The 17,343-nt window shown below is 38.8% G+C and carries 14 protein-coding genes; 7 read left to right on the forward strand and 7 right to left on the reverse strand.

What is annotated here, in order from left to right; genetic code table 11:
• Positions 1 to 12: 12 nt before the first annotated feature.
• A complete protein-coding gene (locus L2729_RS18730) occupies positions 13 to 1,647 on the forward strand; it encodes a bifunctional metallophosphatase/5'-nucleotidase (RefSeq protein WP_248989624.1) in 1,635 nt (544 codons plus the stop codon).
• 5 nt (positions 1,648 to 1,652) lie between these two features.
• The gene (locus L2729_RS18735) at positions 1,653 to 2,216 is read left to right on the forward strand and encodes a 5'-nucleotidase C-terminal domain-containing protein (protein WP_248989625.1); all 564 of its coding nucleotides are present in this window, start codon (positions 1,653 to 1,655) and stop codon (positions 2,214 to 2,216) included.
• Positions 2,217 to 2,343: 127 nt separating this feature from the next.
• Here the strand turns inward: L2729_RS18735 and L2729_RS18740 are convergent, their stop codons facing one another.
• Positions 2,344 to 3,387, reverse strand: coding sequence for a site-specific integrase (locus tag L2729_RS18740; RefSeq protein WP_248989626.1), 1,044 nt, complete (start codon positions 3,385 to 3,387; stop codon positions 2,344 to 2,346).
• 883 nt (positions 3,388 to 4,270) lie between these two features.
• On the opposite strand from L2729_RS18740, the gene L2729_RS18745 reads away from it, so the two are divergent.
• Positions 4,271 to 4,783 (forward strand): hypothetical protein, encoded by a 513-nt coding sequence (locus L2729_RS18745; protein ID WP_248989627.1) that lies wholly within the window; start codon positions 4,271 to 4,273, stop codon positions 4,781 to 4,783.
• Between the two features lie 40 nt (positions 4,784 to 4,823).
• Here the strand turns inward: L2729_RS18745 and L2729_RS18750 are convergent, their stop codons facing one another.
• The 6 genes from L2729_RS18750 to L2729_RS18775 all read right to left on the reverse strand — a co-directional run bounded on the left by L2729_RS18750 (position 4,824) and on the right by L2729_RS18775 (position 13,758).
• Positions 4,824 to 5,861: an ecdysteroid 22-kinase family protein gene (locus L2729_RS18750; RefSeq protein ID WP_248989628.1), complete on the reverse strand. Its 1,038-nt coding sequence runs from the start codon at positions 5,859 to 5,861 to the stop codon at positions 4,824 to 4,826.
• 444 nt (positions 5,862 to 6,305) lie between these two features.
• Entirely contained in the window at positions 6,306 to 6,803 is a 498-nt protein-coding gene (locus tag L2729_RS18755; RefSeq protein ID WP_248989629.1) for a DUF6702 family protein, read from the reverse strand.
• 3 nt (positions 6,804 to 6,806) lie between these two features.
• Positions 6,807 to 9,254 carry a M1 family metallopeptidase gene (locus L2729_RS18760; RefSeq protein WP_248989637.1) on the reverse strand — a complete coding sequence of 816 codons (2,448 nt, stop codon included), beginning with the start codon at positions 9,252 to 9,254 and terminating at the stop codon, positions 6,807 to 6,809.
• 296 nt (positions 9,255 to 9,550) lie between these two features.
• A complete protein-coding gene (locus tag L2729_RS18765) occupies positions 9,551 to 10,669 on the reverse strand; it encodes a hypothetical protein (protein ID WP_248989630.1) in 1,119 nt (372 codons plus the stop codon).
• A 187-nt stretch (positions 10,670 to 10,856) separates the two neighbouring features.
• Complete coding sequence (locus L2729_RS18770) at positions 10,857 to 12,572, reverse strand: dipeptidyl-peptidase 3 family protein (RefSeq protein ID WP_248989631.1); 1,716 nt, start codon at positions 12,570 to 12,572, stop codon at positions 10,857 to 10,859.
• 154 nt (positions 12,573 to 12,726) lie between these two features.
• Entirely contained in the window at positions 12,727 to 13,758 is a 1,032-nt protein-coding gene (locus L2729_RS18775) for a DUF3080 family protein (RefSeq protein ID WP_248989632.1), read from the reverse strand.
• Between the two features lie 226 nt (positions 13,759 to 13,984).
• Here L2729_RS18775 and L2729_RS18780 point away from each other — a divergent pair, with 226 nt between their 5' ends.
• The 4 genes from L2729_RS18780 to L2729_RS18795 all read left to right on the forward strand — a co-directional run bounded on the left by L2729_RS18780 (position 13,985) and on the right by L2729_RS18795 (position 16,846).
• Positions 13,985 to 14,536, forward strand: a complete 552-nt coding sequence (locus tag L2729_RS18780) for a GNAT family N-acetyltransferase (RefSeq protein WP_248989633.1) — start codon at positions 13,985 to 13,987, stop codon at positions 14,534 to 14,536.
• Positions 14,537 to 14,572: 36 nt separating this feature from the next.
• The gene (locus L2729_RS18785; protein WP_248989634.1) at positions 14,573 to 15,913 is read left to right on the forward strand and encodes an NAD(P)/FAD-dependent oxidoreductase; all 1,341 of its coding nucleotides are present in this window, start codon (positions 14,573 to 14,575) and stop codon (positions 15,911 to 15,913) included.
• Positions 15,914 to 16,003: 90 nt separating this feature from the next.
• Complete coding sequence (locus L2729_RS18790; protein ID WP_101090265.1) at positions 16,004 to 16,258, forward strand: hypothetical protein; 255 nt, start codon at positions 16,004 to 16,006, stop codon at positions 16,256 to 16,258.
• A gap of 270 nt (positions 16,259 to 16,528) precedes the next feature.
• Positions 16,529 to 16,846 carry a hypothetical protein gene (locus L2729_RS18795; RefSeq protein ID WP_248989635.1) on the forward strand — a complete coding sequence of 106 codons (318 nt, stop codon included), beginning with the start codon at positions 16,529 to 16,531 and terminating at the stop codon, positions 16,844 to 16,846.
• The last annotated feature ends 497 nt before the right edge of the window (positions 16,847 to 17,343 follow it).

Genomic DNA, 17,343 nt, shown 5'->3' on the forward strand with positions numbered 1-17,343 from the left:
GTTAATCGAATTTTGTATTTAGCAAGTACCCGTTCAATCATCTTCAGTGTAACAATACCTTTTTTATTTACCCCCTCAATTTTTGGCATCGAAACAACCTTCCATTTTGTAACTATCTTGTTGTATTTTTTCAATTTACAAGCTGTTAACGCTGGTGGTTTATTTTATTATCTTCTGTTATTTTGTCGTCGGGTCCTTTACAAAGAAGAAATAAAAATGAAACTACAAAAGACGGTATTAGCTGTAGCCCTACTGGCTGCATTATCAGCCTGTTCAAATGATGATGACAATAACCAAACTACCGATGGCTTTAACTTAACTATTGCTCATGTTAATGACACCCATTCAAATTTCGATCCTGTTAAGTCTAGTTTTACCATGGGTAAAGACGGAGAAATTGTATTCAATGAGTTTGGTGGTTATCCAAGAATACTTGAAGCTGCAAATGAAATTAAAGAAGATGCTACTGACGCAAAGCAACCACTGCTTTTTTTACATGGCGGTGATGCATGGCAGGGAACAGCTTACTTCAAACTCAATGAAGGTACGGCAAACGCAGATCTATTATCACGAATGGGACTAGATGCCATGGCACTAGGTAACCACGAATTCGATTTAGATACGGCGAAACTGGCTAGTTTTATCGATAGTGTTAACTTCCCTCTACTGGCAAATAATATAGATACGGGTCTTGACGCTAACCTTAGTGGTTCTACAAATCTAAAACCTTATCAACTGTTTGCATTTGATGGAGTGTTGAAACGTAAAATAACTGAAGTTTCTGATGCTAAAGAAAATGAGCAAATCGTAGCAGTGATTGGCGTGGTCTTAGAAGATATGCCCACTATCGCTACAGGTACAGGCGATGTTAAATTTGAAAGCGAGATAGTATTAACTCAAATAACAGTCAATAGTCTTAAAGCCCAAGGGGTTAATAAGATTGTCGTTCTATCTCATATTGGTAATGCACGAGACATCGTACTAGCGGAAGGCACAACTGATATTGATGTTATTGTCGGTGGACATTCCCATACGTTACTCGGTGACTTTACAGAACTAGGTCAGGGCGATAATGGGATCTATGCTCAATTAGTAAATCAAAAAGATGAAGTTGGAAAAACCTGTATTGTTCAAGCCGGTCAATATGCGCAAGCAATAGGTCAAGTTGATATTAAATTTAACAATGAAGGTGATCTTTTGTCATGTGTAGGGCAGAACACACTGCTGACTAATGAAACCTTTTATCGTGATGGCAAGCGTGAACCTAGTGACCTATTAACTGGCGCTGAGCATGAAAAGGTCGAAACCTTTATTGATAATAATAATCTTATTGATGACGTCGATGAGAATGATGCCATGCGGGTGCATATAGATGCTATTTATAAACCAGCTTTAGAAAAAGCCTATGGCGATGTGATTGCTAATTCTCCAACAGATATTAATCATGAACGTCGACCTGGTGATGCTGGTACTGACGAGCATGGATCTGACGTCGCACCATTGATTGCTCAAGGCATGGTGTTTTGGGCAAATCAAGAAAGTGTAAATTCAGTTATTGGAAAGAAAGTTCAAATTGGTCTTGTGGGTGCTGGTGGTGTGAGAACTGATATCACATCTGGTGATTTCAGAGAGGGAAACGCAGCTTAGAGTTATTGCCTTTCTCAAACTATCTATCCGTTTTGACTATTAATGGCACAACGCTTAAAAATCTTCTAACAACGACAATTATCGATACGCTTCCACAAGGCAGTCATGCAGGTAAGTTTCCATATGTTGGCGGAATGCGTTATACATTCACCGAAGATAATAAGAACGTCAGCGGTAGCATAACTGCAATTGAAGTTAATACTGGCACCGAAACTGATCCTAAGTGGGCTGCTGTAACCGGTGATGCTGAATATGTAGTGATCGTTAATAATTATAATGCTAGCGGTAATGATGGTTGGAATGCGTTAGGGAATGCGCAGCTGTCTACAACTGATCGTGTTGATCTGGTTAAAACGGCAACTGGATATAAAGCTTACCCAGTAGACCATTTAACTTTCAATGCCGATAAGAATACATATAGTGTCGTTTACACCGGAGATGTTCCTAGTTGTGATGATGGTGGTGTTGATATTTGTAATACTGATGCATTATCTTTTATCGATTATGCCAAAGATAAAGTAGTATTAAAAAGTCTTCCATTTGAAACGACGACTGTTATTTATAAATAGTAAGTAACGTCAAAATATTTTTATTAGGAAGGGCATCTAAATTGATGCCCTTTATTATTATAGGTTTACTTCAGTTACTATTTTTATAGATCACAAAATATTTCAATTAACAAGTCATTGGGATCTGTTATTCATTCGGCTTCAAATAATGATTCAATGAACGCGGATCCGTATGTCCTGTACGACCCATAATGTACAGGTGATCTTTTTTATTTTCATGTAGTTGCGTTACACATCCACTACGTAAACTGTGCGCCCCATAGTACTGAGGATCTAACCCAGCCTTATTACAATATCGTTTAATCAGTTGATAAATATCATCACCACGTAGAAATCCTTTTCCCAAATGAGTATCGGTAATCTGGTAGTCTCTAATTTGATTTCCATCTCTTGTTAACGATCTAAATAAGTGACCTTCTTTAATTTCTGCAGCAGAGAGCCACTCTTTAACGGCATCAAATGCAGAGAATGGTTCTTCTTTCGGTAGTACTTTCCATTCTCTTTGTCCTTGCTGATTACTTTTAGAGTAGGGTAGTCTTACTTTAAGTTTATCGCGTAAAAAGCTTAAGTGGTTCACTTTAATATTCGCGAGTTCAGAACGTCGAAACCCTCCTTGAAACCCTAACTGAAGAATCGCCTTATCTCGTTTTTTTGTGAGATTTTGATTTCGTTCATCAATTGTTTGTATCAGTAATTCAAGCTCATCGTACATGATGGGCTGTTGATCATAATCCGCAACCGTTCTATTTTGATTGCGCATAAGTCCACGCATTACTCTAATGACCAAAGGGTGTTCCGTCGGCGATGGCGATCCAGATTGAATATGAAAAAATCGTATAGCAGCTAATCGACTATTAATGGTTTGTGTTGAAAGCTGGGGGCCGCTGTTAGCTTGATAAATATCTTTTTGATGACCGATAAACGAAATAACACTTCTTGGATCTGCGGGCAATGAACTTAAACCATGTGATTCGCAATAGGTAACAAAAATCCCAAAACTAGACTGATATACCCGTCTGGTATTATGAGAAATTTCATAACGAGTTTCTTTAGCTGCGCTTTCAAAATCATTGAGGATAGAAAGAGGTAACTCTTGCTCCTGGTAAAAACCGTCGTCTGCAACAGTCTTTAACGCCTTATTAGAAATAGGGCTAATACGCTTTCCACTCATTAGATGATATTTCCTCGATTAGCACTGTGGTTGTGGGTTTTTATAAGACGTTATAGGGCCACTATTTTAACGATTTAACGCTACCTCTACCAGTGATAATCGTCATTATCACTGGTAGAGAGTGATAGACCAACAGTGTGCTCGATAAGTAAGCTGTTTTGTTTGGGCTTATCGATAATAGAGTAAAGTTAGACACTTTTTAAAGGGATATAATTAACTACGACTAATCCTTTAGTGTTCTAGATTGGATGATAAAACATCATTTTAAACAGTGAAAAATATCAAATGTTAAAATCGGTGAGTTACGCTAAAGGCATTAGCAATATAATGGTGAGTCAGCCGCTACAAATAAGGATAACTGTGCTGCATTACCGCTCAAAATGGTTTAACCATATATTAAATATAAAGGGACTATATGATGAATGATACTAATCGTGAATGGTATGTCCTGATAAAAAGCTAACAAAATTCCCGAAAGTTATGGCTACTACAACAAAGATAACCCATTCGCTAATAATAAAATTGGTCACCAGTGTCATAAGTGTTAGCAATAGAACGCTGAATAAAGCGCTATTAATGCAGATTATTTTGGCACATTATCATTCAAAAAGAGTTAACCATACTTTTAATCGAAGGGGTCAATATGATGTGATAACTAAGCATCAATGGAAATATCATGATAAGGGGCAAGCATCAATCCGGAAGTTATGACAACGGCAACAAAGACAATCAGTACATGGTCTGTCGCTAATATTAAGATTTGTCTCTAATGCGGTAAATGCCAACAATAGAATATTGAATAAGCCCCTATTAATGCAGACTATTATGCCGTATTATCGCTCAGAATGGTTTAACCATACTTTAATAGCAAAAGGTCTACATGATGAATCATACTAAGCATGAATGGCAATATCATGATAAAAAGCCAACAAAGGGCCGCAAGTTATTACTACTGCAACCAGATGAACTGGTGTACGCGTTACCGCTGATAATAAGATTGTTACCCATGCGTGAAACGGCGAAAAGGTTAGATTGGTTTCTACCGTTTGAAAGTAAGATGGAGTTACAAGCCCAGCATATGCCATTATCAACACAGCTGACAGTAATCGCGACAAGCCTTCCTACAGACGACAGTGGTTTATCATTAGATTTAGATGCGGTAAATCTAGCGTTAAACAATTACTTTAGTGATTATGGCTGGCGCATGGTAAGAAAAGAATTGTCGCAGATAAAAAAACGGAAAAAGAAATCACATATTGAACTGAGTAACGATCTAATACATCGGCTAAAAGCGTTTATGACGTTGAAGCAATTAGATAGCTTTGATCAAGCAATGGACCATTTACTCAGTAATGAAGAGCAAGACCATGATATTGACTTGATTGAGATGGGTTGAAAACGGTCACTTAGTTGACCGATAAAGACTATTTTCATGATTATTTATTGAGTGTAGCAATAGCTGCAACAGTTAGGCGGTGGCTAAACGTTGTGCGTTTTGCATGTAAAGGTGCCCAACCTGCCAGAAAACGTTCGAAGTCAGCCCACGCTATATTCACTAGTGGGCGCCACTCCTTTTCTATTTCTCGGCGACTAAATGCACTTTGGAATAAACACAGAGCCGTGTGAAGTTCAGTAAAGTAGTCGTCGATAAGTTGCTCAAACTGACGTTCAAGAGTCGTTTCATCTAAGCAACTACCTAAAAAATAAACCACATCTTTAATACCACAACCGCCACCAATATATTGAAAATCGACTGCTGCAACATGGGCTAAGTCATTGGAAAAACAAAAGTTAGCGATCTTTGCATCACCATGGACTAACGTTTTATATCTGCAATTATTAAGGCGTTTATCAAGCTCAACTGCAGCATCTTTTAACGGTCCTTTTTCCATAGCATCAAATTCTTTCGCTCTTGTTGCTAGGTGCCAATACGTCCCTATTGGCCAAAGTTTGTTGGGCCAATTGTCTAGCGGATCATGTTGCATATTGAGTGCATGAAAACGTGCTAGCCAACGTAAGCAGATTTTTGAGTTTTCCGCAGAGACAGTGGTTAATCGAGTCGGAAACCCTTCGCGATCTAAATCGGACATAACGATCATTTTTGAAGAGAGACAAGACTGACTTAAACTTGCTTGGCCGATAAACTGAGGTAATGCACAAAAGGGTTTTGTTTTATTGGCCCAATGTTGATAAAACTCTGCTTCAACATCATAAGATGCCAGCTTTCGTTGATGTGATATGGTGCCACTCCAACCTCTCGGGTGCTGCTGAATAACAGGGGGATTAATATGTTTAACGACAAAAGTCATATCGGGACCATTGCTGAACTTGTCTAAATCTGGTTCTACTGTTTCAAAACGTGCGATTTCACCATAACCAGACCAGAGCGTCTGAATCACTTCCGTTTTAACGAAGTGAGTTGTTTTAATTATCGCTGACAATAGTTGGTTAAACTCGTGCTCATTATTTTTCAATGTTTTGAACCTAAGTGGCGTCAATGCACCATAATCTAAATAACGAGTCCTTTTGTAGGCGTGCAGACATAGCTTATATAAGTTAAGGCCTGCCACTCTTTTTTGAACTCAATAAAGGACATTTTAACAGTTTGTTTCAGTTAATATTATCGAAAATATGAATGTTGATATAGCCGTGGCGAATCAAGAATATGGTATTTTCCATCGACATCAATATCCTGAATTATTTCACTATGTAACATATTCTAGTCTTGCTGTCATTGATAGTGCAGCTAAAGGCACCCTCATTGTTTGAGGTGCTAAAGAAGATACTGATAAACAAGCATCGACGATAGGGTGGTGATTTGGAATTTTATCTAACGGCGGAATAAAATAGTGCAGTGCGAATGAATTTTCAATAATAAAAAGGCTAAGTCACTGATGTGCCTTAGCCTTTATGCTTTTCTATTCTGGTAGTGAAACTGTTAACCAACGGTCACTGTGTTCAAAAAGGAGTGACTGTAACTTACCTTGTCCCTCAATATTAACTAAGTTAACCTGCGAGGGCCAAAGATCCTGTAATGCTCCATTTGAAATAGACATACCTGATATTTTTTCGGGTATGTTTGTTTCCTGGTAGATCCACAAGTATTTGCCGTCTAACTCTAAGCCGACAAAGGTTAAAGGTAACGGTTTACCATCGTTAGATTCAATTGCAAACTGATGTTGAACATAGTCTGCAAAAGTATTTTGAGTGGCTTTGCTGCTTAAGATATCTGCACTAGGGTCAAAAAGATCTCTTACTGCGTGTTCGGCATCATGTAGATAGAACTTATGCATGACTTCAATAGTGTTAACCCTATGGTTAAAACTAATCGTTGTTACCGCCGTTTTTTGTTGATGAGCATTCACATTGCCGATCATAAAGAAAAATAAACTAGCGATTAATACACGGATCTTCATTTCTTAAGCAGCCTTATCTGTTTTTAAAGTATTGTCATCGTCTTCACTTTTAAGCTCTGTCTTAATGTCCTGCATAATATCGCGCTTAAGTTTTTGCTTACTTTTCTCTTTCTTGTAGGCTTCAATCCTAGACTCAATGATACGACGAGGAAAATAGTTGTTGTTTAGGTCCACATCTGCCGTTTGCCAGCTCGGGTCAATTTCAACTTCTTTAAGTACTTTGTCAGTAACAATGAGTTTATTGACTGAAGTAGGACTTCTACGCCAGATCTCTGCCGGAATATTAATAGATTCAATCGAACCATCTTCATAAGTGAGCTGCAGAAGGATCGGCATTACTAGGCCGCCAATATTGGAAAACTCGAGTACATAATAGTTTTTGTCTTCCTTCACTGCTCTTTCTATTACGGCAAGCTCCCAAGGCTTAAGGTCTTTTACTAACTTGTTATACTTATTACGTTCTTTATTCGTAACTGTATACTCATCATTTTTATCATAAAAATCAGTAACATCTTGATTTAGCTCAACCCAAGTTTTTATACCTTGTTGCTGATCTTTTATTATCGCCATTGGCACTGGCTTGTCTTGTTCCATTTGACGTTCACGAGCAAAATCAATATCTGGATTTTTGGTATTCATTTGTAACTTATAGATTTTGTCTATTGAGATATCAACATGATCTGTAGTGTAAAACCAGCCTCGCCAAAACCAATCTAAATCGATACCGGATGCTTCTTCCATTGTTCTAAAAAAATCGGACGGAGTAGGGCGTTTATACTTCCACCGAGTGGCATACTCTTTAAAAGCAAAATCGAACAATTCACGACCCAGTACGATTTCCCGAAGAATGTTCAAGGCGATTGCAGGTTTGGTATAGGCGTTAGGTCCAAACTTTAAAATACTGTCAGATTGTGTCATCACCGGCACTTGTACCGTTGACTTCATGTACTCAATTATATCTCTCGGTTCTCTAGCCCAATGGGCGTCTGTTTCCCACTCTCTCACTGCTAAAGATTCTAAAAAACTGTTAAGCCCTTCGTCCATCCAAGTCCATTGACGTTCATCAGAATTAACGATCATAGGAAAATATATATGGCCGATTTCATGGATCACTACACCAATTAGGAAACGTTTTTCAGACAATGTATAGGTACGACTACCATCATCTTGCAATTCTGTACGTGGCCCATTGAAGGTTATCATTGGGTATTCCATGCCACCAACAGGTCCATTTATTGATTGGGCTGTCGGATATGGGTAATCAAAAGAATACTTTGAATAAACTTCCATGGTATGGATGACCGATTCTGTTGAATATTTTTTCCAGAGATCGCCACCTTCCTTTGGATAGAAAGACATCGCCATAACCAGTGGCCGCTCTGATGATTTTTGCTCATAACCTTTAGCATCCCACATGAATTTTCTTGATGAAGCCCAGGCGAAATCTCTTACATTTTCAGCTTCAAAGTGCCATGTTTTTGTTTTACTGGTGGCGTTCGCCTCATTTTCTAAAGCTTCTACTTCAGTCACAATAAAGACGGGTTTTTGACTACTTTTTGCTTTTTCAAAACGCTTACGCTGTTTTTTATTTAGCACAGAACTGGCGTTTACTAATTCACCAGTAGCAGCAACAATATGGTCTGCTGGTACCGTGATTTCAACATCATAATCGCCAAACTCTAAGGTAAATTCACCACTCCCCAGAAAGGCTTTATTGGTCCAAGCTTCGTAATCAGTATAGGCGTGGAGGCGTGGAAACCATTGAGCTAATTGGAAAATATCATTGCCACCGTCACGTTTATCTTTAGGGAAATGTTCATAACCAGAGCGACCGCCCATCGCTTTTTGATCCGTTATGTTAAAAGCATAATCGAGCTCAAATTCTGTTGTCTTACCTGGCTTCAATGGTTTCAGCAAATCGATACGCATATTGGTGCCAACGATAGTCGCTGTTAACGGTTTGCCATTGATGGTCACTTTACCTATTTCGTAGCCGACGTCGTTATCCGCTAAAAATTGTTGTCCGCGTAGGGTTTTTAAGCTTATTTTTGTTGGTTTTCCATCGACACTTTTTGCCAGCTCTGAAGGGCTAGAAAATGTACGAGTACGACTCGCGATAGAGTCTGCCTTGTAATAATTCTGGTCCAGTTGTAACCATAAATATTTTAGTGTATCGGGAGAATTATTTGTATAGGTCACCGTTTGTGTGGCTTCTAAGCGTCTTTTATCTTCTAAAAGAGACGCTTTAATATGATAGTCAACTTGCTGTTGCCAATACTGATGTCCAGGTTCCCCAGCGGCATTTCGGTAAACATTCGGTGTGGGTAGATCCGCATCTAATTGACGAAATTTATCTTCAAAATCGCCTTTAGACTGCTTTATTGCTGAGGCGTAGGCTGGAAGTGCCACACCTGACAAAATCGTAAACGCTACGATTGATGACGTTAGTATTCTGTTCACTGAGTACTTCTCTTATTTTATTGGAGTGATAATGCATCACTACTTATAGTTATTTTTTTATACAGTTCAGATAATTATACAATAGACAATGGGTAAGCAGTCAATGTAACTTAATACTTTGTAACGATTAATCTGGTTTAAGAGCCCGTCTTTTTGTAAAGTTTCATGACATTAATGTGTAGATACTTCTATAAACTATCGTTAGAGAAGCCTTCCGTAAGCAGCGTATTAATGGAAATATCGACAGTCTCATTTATAGAGTTAGTTTATGACTTTACGTTTTTATCTCAGTCATCCTTTGCTGGAAATGCAGGCGATATGCAGGCTTTAACTTCAAATTTATAACCGTGAGGCATAGTGCTGTCAGGTGTTATTTGCAAAATTTCATAGTCATTTAATTCAACAACATGCGCATTATTCGTAATCAGGCAACGGGACTTTTCATTCGCTTCCAATTGATAGGCAAAATGCGCAATCAAATCACGTATTTTTTTTGAGTAAAATGTTTTAATTTTTGCTGAATTATTGACTTCATTTTTTATATTTTTCTCTCGTTCTGAGATCTTTTCATCATCTGTATTCATCGTCATATCAAGATTATTAGCAGAATGTATTGTTGGCTTTGTGTCTTCATTTCCTGACGTTAGGCTCAATCCTTCCACATTATCTTTGTTTTCTGTTGTGAGTATTTTAACGATGGTATCTTCTATCGTTGGATTATTATTGGCCAATGCGGGAGGCGTTATCATCGGTTGTTCGTTGGTTAGGAAGAATGATGAACTATTAAAATTATCTTCGATGACAGAATCAACATCACTGAGTAAAGAAAGGTTAAAGATAAGAATGCTAGAGAGGATAAGACGGACAAACATGGTCCACTTTTGAAAGTGTTGATGGCTGGTGATCCTAAAACCTTTAATGCCAAAGGGCCTTGCTATAAGCAATAGAAAGAGATAAATCGGCGCAATTATCTGTAGTAAAAGTAATGCAATAATACTCATGGCTAAAGCCCAAGAGGGCAAGAAGAGTAAAATGGCAAAGTTATGAGTGTAGTTAAAGTGTGATGATGAAACACCGACAACCTCATTGACTACAGAGGCAGATCCAGCCAGTGCAAAATTGGCTATGATCGCGTAAAAAAGCAACAGAATAGCTTTGCCTGCCAGTGAATGCCATACACGATTAAATAGGGGCCAGAATTCAGCAGTGAGACCCAGCACCGTTAGCACGGCCACAAAAACCAAACTATCAGAGAAAATAAGCACGACTATTGCGAGTAGATACAGCTTTTGAACCGTACTTAGTTTTCCAGACAAAGAGGTAATAGCGTCATAAATACTATTGTTTATTGCCATAATTCTTTTTGCTAAATTGAACGCCGGTGGCAGAATCTTCTTTATGGTCACTAATCCAGTATCCTTGTGATCGCTAATGTCGATTTAATTTTATGAAAAATCCAGTTCATTACGATAATGCATATGAGTACATCAGTTCAAGAGGAAGTAGGCCGGAGGTTCATTTACAAACGAGTTTATATAAAAAAACGCATGAAACATGCGCTTTTTAACATTAGGATCTCAGCCTCTAACGAGGTTAGATCTTAGGGTAATTTGGACGAATATCAGTCGGTATAGTTTCCATTTTACTGTTTAACTGCGCAACTTCTGGTGCAAGTACAGCGTAAGTATCTAGGAATATCTTTGACTGCTGGTAATCACCTAACGCTTGGATCATACAGACATCATGTACTAACTCTGTAATGGCTAAGACCATTTTGTCAAAATTAACACTGTACGTCTGTGTGGTTCCATCAAAGGTAAATGCTTGTTTTTGCTTGAAGTAATTATACTGATATGCGGCTCCAGCACCATGAGCTTCATGCACTCCAAAACGCATTGAGCGAAATAGCCCCGCAAAATAAGTCACTAGCATGTTGTCTCTTTCTGCAATGGGAAGCTCACCTTTATCCATTAAGAACAACATGTTGTAAGCCCCCATTACATCTGCTTTACCTTCCTCAATCTTTGAATAGGTTTCTTCAAGCTGGGCTGAGACTGTCGTTGTTTTACCGTCAACAATAATCGTACCAGGGCCTAGACCATGTGATAGTTCGTGGAAAAGAGTTTCATTGAAAAAATATTTTTCCATCAACAGTGACTGTTGCGACTCGGCAATGATTAGATCAGAAATTGGTTTCATAACGGCTTGATATTTGGCATTAAGCACGTTTTTGAGCATGACTTTTTTACTGCCTTTAACTTCTCTAACATATTCATCATTAGGTAGGTTAAATGCAGTTGTCTGTACGCCAGGTTTATTATCGCCGCCACCAGCAACCTGTTCTACGACAGAGATAGGGGATTCAGAGCCTCGATTAACATTTTTATGTTCATCTGGGATCGGTAAGTTAGATTCCATTGCCGTTAGATACTTTTTATAGATATCTAACTTAGCGCTATCTTCTGGATTTCTGACGGTGATAAACGCTTCAAAAAATGTTTTATAACCAAAGAGTTTATCGGTATAGGTTTCGTAAGGTCCAATCGCAATTTCTAAAGATCCATTGAGGTCCATCCAAGCCATTTCTGAGTCACGGTATTCATCATTAAGAAAAGCATCGGCGCGTTTAGACAAAAAAGTTTTTAATGACTGGTCTTCGGTTAACTCAGCTGCTTCGCGCATGAGCTTTGCCGCTTCGGTCAGCTCTTTTTTGTAGTAGATACTATATGGGATAGCCTTTAATTGTGCTTTATCTCTAACAATAACGGTATAGCCACTTTTAAAGCTTTTTTCATCTTCTGGATGTGCAGCAATCCATTGATTAAACTCATTCTTAGTTAAATCAACCGGATAAACACCTGCGCCATCTGGGCGAGCTAGGTTACCAAAAAATGCTTTATCACCATCTAAGGTGTCCCAAGCGCCATAATGCAGATCAAACAAGGATAATATTTCCGACTTATTGGCATCATTTGAGGCCAATATCTGTTGCCGAACTTGGGCATTATTTTCAAATGTCTGCTTAAAGTAGATCCCATCTAATATATCTGCAACTTCGATTATTTTACGCAACACAAGCATGTCAGTCACGGTTAAACTGGATAGATCTGCTTCCATTTTCACATCTACAAAACGGTCAAGCATTGCTTGGTAAGTAACAGATTGCTTTGTTTCTATTAGATTTTTATTGACGTTATTTTCTGTGGTAACTTTGGATGCTAAAGTGTCATCAGCGGCTTGAGTTTGCTCTGGTTGGGAACAACCCGTAATGGCAACGGCGAGTGCTAAAGTGATTAATGAGCGTTTCATTTATTAAGATCCTTGTATTTCTTCTACTTTTTTTATAGTTATCGTTACTTTGTTCTAGCAAACAATCTACACCTTCATAAAAGTAAGGAGAAGCTAAACTTTGCGCTAGCGGTGTAAGTGTTGGATCTCTAGACAGCCAGTAGGCTATGGGATCTTACTCAGGACGTAAAGGACCACAAGTATCCTGCACTGCTTGCCACCATTTTACGTGTCGTTTTATCTCTAAGGTGAGTGTGGCAGGCAAGGCTGTTGGGTCTTCGGAAAAGTAATGCTCAATCAACTGTTGATATTGGGTTTCTTCAAACAAAGCGATTAAAGGTTTATTTAGTCTAAAATACACGCTATTCATACGCGAAAGGTATGCTTGAATGTCTGCTAAATAGTATTTAGTAAATATATTTTTAAGTATTGGCAGCTTTTGATTTGACCGGCCTGTTTGACATTGCACTAGGGTAGAATACGATTCCAAAAGATCGTTAGTCATTTTAAGCTGATACCTATTAATCGCGAGGCTGCGCATATACTTCTTTAGAAATGAGTGTTGATGCAGCAAACTCAAATGTTTCTCGAGCTCCTCTATGTCGGCGTCCTCCCACCGTTGCTGTTTAATCGCTACCTTTACACTCAGTAATCTAGCCAACGCGTTTTCTAGTGAGTTGATGCCTTTAAGTGTTCCGTCAAACGGCAACGATTCATGGCTGCTAAACAGCAGAGCCGCTATGGTTCTATCCGAATGTATAAAAGTATTGAATTGGGAATAAGCATGCTGTTTTTTACTGATTAACTCTTCGCGAAGCTGATCCGCTAACATTGGGTGCTTAATTGATAACGTTTCAATACATGCTGGGGCCAATTGAATAAACTTAACATGATAGATAAGTTGTTGGCTTGATAAAGCGACTTTCCCTAGGATACTATTTTTATTAGCGATTAATTGACCAAGATGACATTCACTAAGTTTAAAACTATCAAGTAACGATATAGTCTGCTTTTTCTCAGGTGCTTCCTTTAACGCTGAGTTAAACCTTTTAAAAGAGGTGGGTTGCAACCTTATCTCATGGCCTAAAACGGTACTTAAGCGCTTTTGGTAATTATTCCACAGAAATTCTGCATCTTTGACCGGACGCTGTAATATCACGCTTAATAACAAAGCAAATATGGCTAAATATCCAAGGGTTTTTAACACTGATAGTCTCGTTATTGGTAGCGTCAAAATATTAATACGTTAACAGCTAAGTTTAGATCTCTTTGTGTAATGACAGTACATATTGAGCATAAATTATGCTTGAACACTAGATGGTAATTTGAAGTGGGAACGCTTTCCTATTAACGGTTCAAGTCATAAGAATCTGAGATAAACACTTCGACTATGGTAAAATAGTTACAGGATAAAAATAATAATTAGAAAAAACATGATCCAACCCCTTGAACCACAACACTTTAATGATGTCATTGAATTAGGTAATTTAGTTCATGGTAATGGCTACTTGGACAGAGCCTCACTACAAAGCATTGTCGATAAAGGCAATAATAACGGCATCAACAGTTGTTTTGTTGCCATTGAATCTGGTCGATTACTGGGCTTTAGATTAACGTATGCCGCTGACCAATGGCCAATCGACCCATGGTGTACACCAAATCGTTGGGGAGTAAATCAAACTCAAGTTGGCTACTTTAAATGCAACACCGTAGCATCTGATGCTCGCGGCAAGGGTATTGGTGGTTTGTTACTTAATGCTGCTATTGGCGCACTAAAACAGCAAGGTGCAATCGCGGGTGTGAGTCATTTGTGGCAACAAAGCCCGCATAATTCAGCTGTTCGCTATTTTACCAAGGCTGGCGGTGTACTGATAAAAGAACATCCTGACCGTTGGAATAATACCCTTGAGCACCCAGATTATAATTGCGTGCTTTGTGGACCTAGTTGTCACTGTGTTGCTTGTGAAATGCTACTTATTTTCTAATAATAAACTCTTTTGAATCCGTTAAAAAGCCTCATTATGAATAGCAGAATATTTGATCCTTTAAAACATAAGTCACCAGCGAACCTAAGCCCCTGCGATTCTTATTGGGCTAGTACAGCGTCTTTAGGTGAGGCAAATAAAAGTCTCCGTGGCAGTCACACTGCAGACGTTGCTATTATCGGTGGCGGGTATACAGGCCTACTAACGGCGCATTATTTGGCAGAACGTTATAATGTAGATGTATGTGTTCTCGAGGCAAATCAGGTTGGTTTTGGTGCAAGCGCTCGCAATGCGGGTTTTGTTCTAAAAGGGGCTGGCCGTTTAGGTTATTCTCAAATGGCCAAGCGTTGGGACTTGAATACGGCTAAGGGGATCTATAACGAATTTAGCCAAGCCGTTGAACGCGTAGAGGGGCTAATTCAAGACTATGATATCAGATGTGACCCGCAACCTAAGGGTTACATTAAAGTCGCGCACAACCTAAAAGCACTGACGCAGCTAAGAGATACAGCTTCATTTATATCAACACATCTCGGTGAAGATGCCCAATTCATAGATGCGTCTACACTTAAAAACGAGTACATGGATCATCACCAAGCTTATGGCGCGTTACGACTTGAAGACGGGTTTGGCGTCAATCCACTAAAGCTGCTTCTGGGTTATAAGTCCATGTTAAAGAAGCAGAGTGTAACGCTCTGTGAGCATAGTTGTGTTGAAAACTGGATAGAGGAAAATGGAAAACATCGTTTAATCACCTCAGAGGGTGAGTTAACGGTCAATAAAGTCATTACCGCAGGTAATGCCTATACCCCAAATGAATTTAACCCTCGCATCGATAATCGATTCCTGCCTATATTAAGTAATGTGATAGTCACGGAACCATTAACAGAAGACGAGTTGGTTGCTTGTGGATTGAAAACACACCAAGTCACCATGGATACGCGTATTCTAAAGTACTATTATCGACTATTGCCTGATAATCGCTTACTGTTTGGGGGCCGGGGCGCTATATGGGGGAGGGATGCATACGACGCTGTCTTTCAACGCCGATTAAAGTTTGCGATGACACAATGCTTCCCCTCGTTAGCAAATAAGTCGATTGCTTATAACTGGACTGGATGGATAGCTGCAACTTTAGATGATATGCCGCATGTTTTTTGTCATAATAGCGTGGGTTATAGTCTAGGTTACTGCGGTTCTGGTGTATCATTTAGTACGCAAGCCGCTTTTCGATTGGCGCAACAGATTACGGGTCATAAAGTCCCCAGTTTACCTTTGTATGATAATGAGCTACCTAAATTCCCATTGCCTAAATTTAGACGTGTAGGACAATGGGGCTACTATCATTATGGTTGGCTACGAGATAGATTTTTATAACCAAAGTCAGCTGGTTTTATGTAGCTGTGCTACCTTTATAGATTACAATTTTTTGAGGAACCGTTAGTGAAGAAGCATCCTGTTGATAAAATGTTAGAGAACCACGATGAACTTACCCACTCTGAGGATGTGAAGGTTCTATCTCATATTCAAAGAGAGAAAGAGGAATGGGTTTTGCACACTGTAATGATTGAAGGTTGTGATACGCCTTTCAAATTCAAAAGACGGAAGAAATACAAAAGTCTTAAGGATGCCAACGTTAACATGACGTACTACAGCGGAACTGAAGGTATTGCAGGCTTTGAGATAGATGTTTTTAAAGTCGTTAGAATAAAGCGTAGCTAATTCATTTTTTGTTGTACAAGACTCTACAGCGTCATTCTCGGATATTCAGTGTTGCGTATTGTGCACTATGCTACTCAATATGGAAGTCATCGAGCTTCCATATTTGATTGAATACGCACTGAACTGTCCCTTTTAAACGCTGCTAGCGATGGCTTATACGAGTCAAAATTATGAGTGTATTCGGTCTCCTATTCAGCACGGATACAGCTAGAGGCACATATAATCCATATCAAAGGTGGCTTTTATTCCATTTATGATGAAGGGTGACATATGTACTTTACACAACAGAATCAATTGCAACACATAGGACTTGCGGCACAAATTGTTAATGACGAAAGATTAGCAATGTTAACGGATACTGTAAAAACGTCAATGAAACTGACCCAGGCTGCATTATTGAAACGTGCTTTAAATAGTGTAAATGTCTCATCGCTTATCCTGCTCACTCATAAATCAGAATCATTAGAGTTACATCGAATTGTATTAGACTCACTACTTGGCGATACAGAAAAATCAATTTTACTTAGTTATATTGATCAAAATATTGAGATCATTGACGAAGCGTTATGTAAAAAAAGAATGAATTAGCCAAAATGCTCTCATACAAACTCTCTCTAAAGGGGATGTTCTTAAGCTAAACCCTCTGCGCGATTCAACTAAGCATGCTGCGGATCTATAATCCTAACAGCTCTTTTTTATTAAGAGCTGTGATTGTCTTTAGTTGTTCCTATCAAACGCTGTTACTTTTATGTCATATGCTATTTCCAGCTAGTTTCCCTTGTGCAGCCGTTACCGTTATTCAAAAAAGTTAAGCTTGATTTTCCCTGTTTATCTCAATTCAATTTTGACATGTGTTACAGCATTTTCTCTAATGATGTAGTGGCTACTCGCTGGAACAGCCTACTAACGGTCATCGCCAATCGCCGCAATGTCATGCCTCCATTTGATAAACAAAACAATGGGTCACGATCAAGCTGAAGTGGTCAACTAATTTTGGCCAAGGACTTAGAGTCATTCTGAAATAATCGTTCAGACTCTGCAGGCGTCAAACCACCGTTGTACTGATGTGGCCTGACTTGGTTGTA

The sequence above is a fragment of the Shewanella gelidimarina genome (assembly GCF_023283945.1).
Classification (GTDB): Bacteria; Pseudomonadota; Gammaproteobacteria; order Enterobacterales; family Shewanellaceae; genus Shewanella; species Shewanella gelidimarina.

What these genes read in the sequence shown, in the direction of transcription:
- L2729_RS18780 (WP_248989633.1), top strand. Translation starts at nt 13,985, where the DNA reads ATGATCCAACCCCTTGAACCACAACACTTTAATGATGTCATTGAATTA.
- L2729_RS18740 (WP_248989626.1), bottom strand. Translation starts at nt 3,387, where the DNA reads ATGAGTGGAAAGCGTATTAGCCCTATTTCTAATAAGGCGTTAAAGACT.
- L2729_RS18745 (WP_248989627.1), top strand. Translation starts at nt 4,271, where the DNA reads ATGAATCATACTAAGCATGAATGGCAATATCATGATAAAAAGCCAACA.
- L2729_RS18790 (WP_101090265.1), top strand. Translation starts at nt 16,004, where the DNA reads ATGTTAGAGAACCACGATGAACTTACCCACTCTGAGGATGTGAAGGTT.
- L2729_RS18770 (WP_248989631.1), bottom strand. Translation starts at nt 12,572, where the DNA reads ATGAAACGCTCATTAATCACTTTAGCACTCGCCGTTGCCATTACGGGT.
- L2729_RS18755 (WP_248989629.1), bottom strand. Translation starts at nt 6,803, where the DNA reads ATGAAGATCCGTGTATTAATCGCTAGTTTATTTTTCTTTATGATCGGC.
- L2729_RS18795 (WP_248989635.1), top strand. Translation starts at nt 16,529, where the DNA reads ATGTACTTTACACAACAGAATCAATTGCAACACATAGGACTTGCGGCA.
- L2729_RS18785 (WP_248989634.1), top strand. Translation starts at nt 14,573, where the DNA reads ATGAATAGCAGAATATTTGATCCTTTAAAACATAAGTCACCAGCGAAC.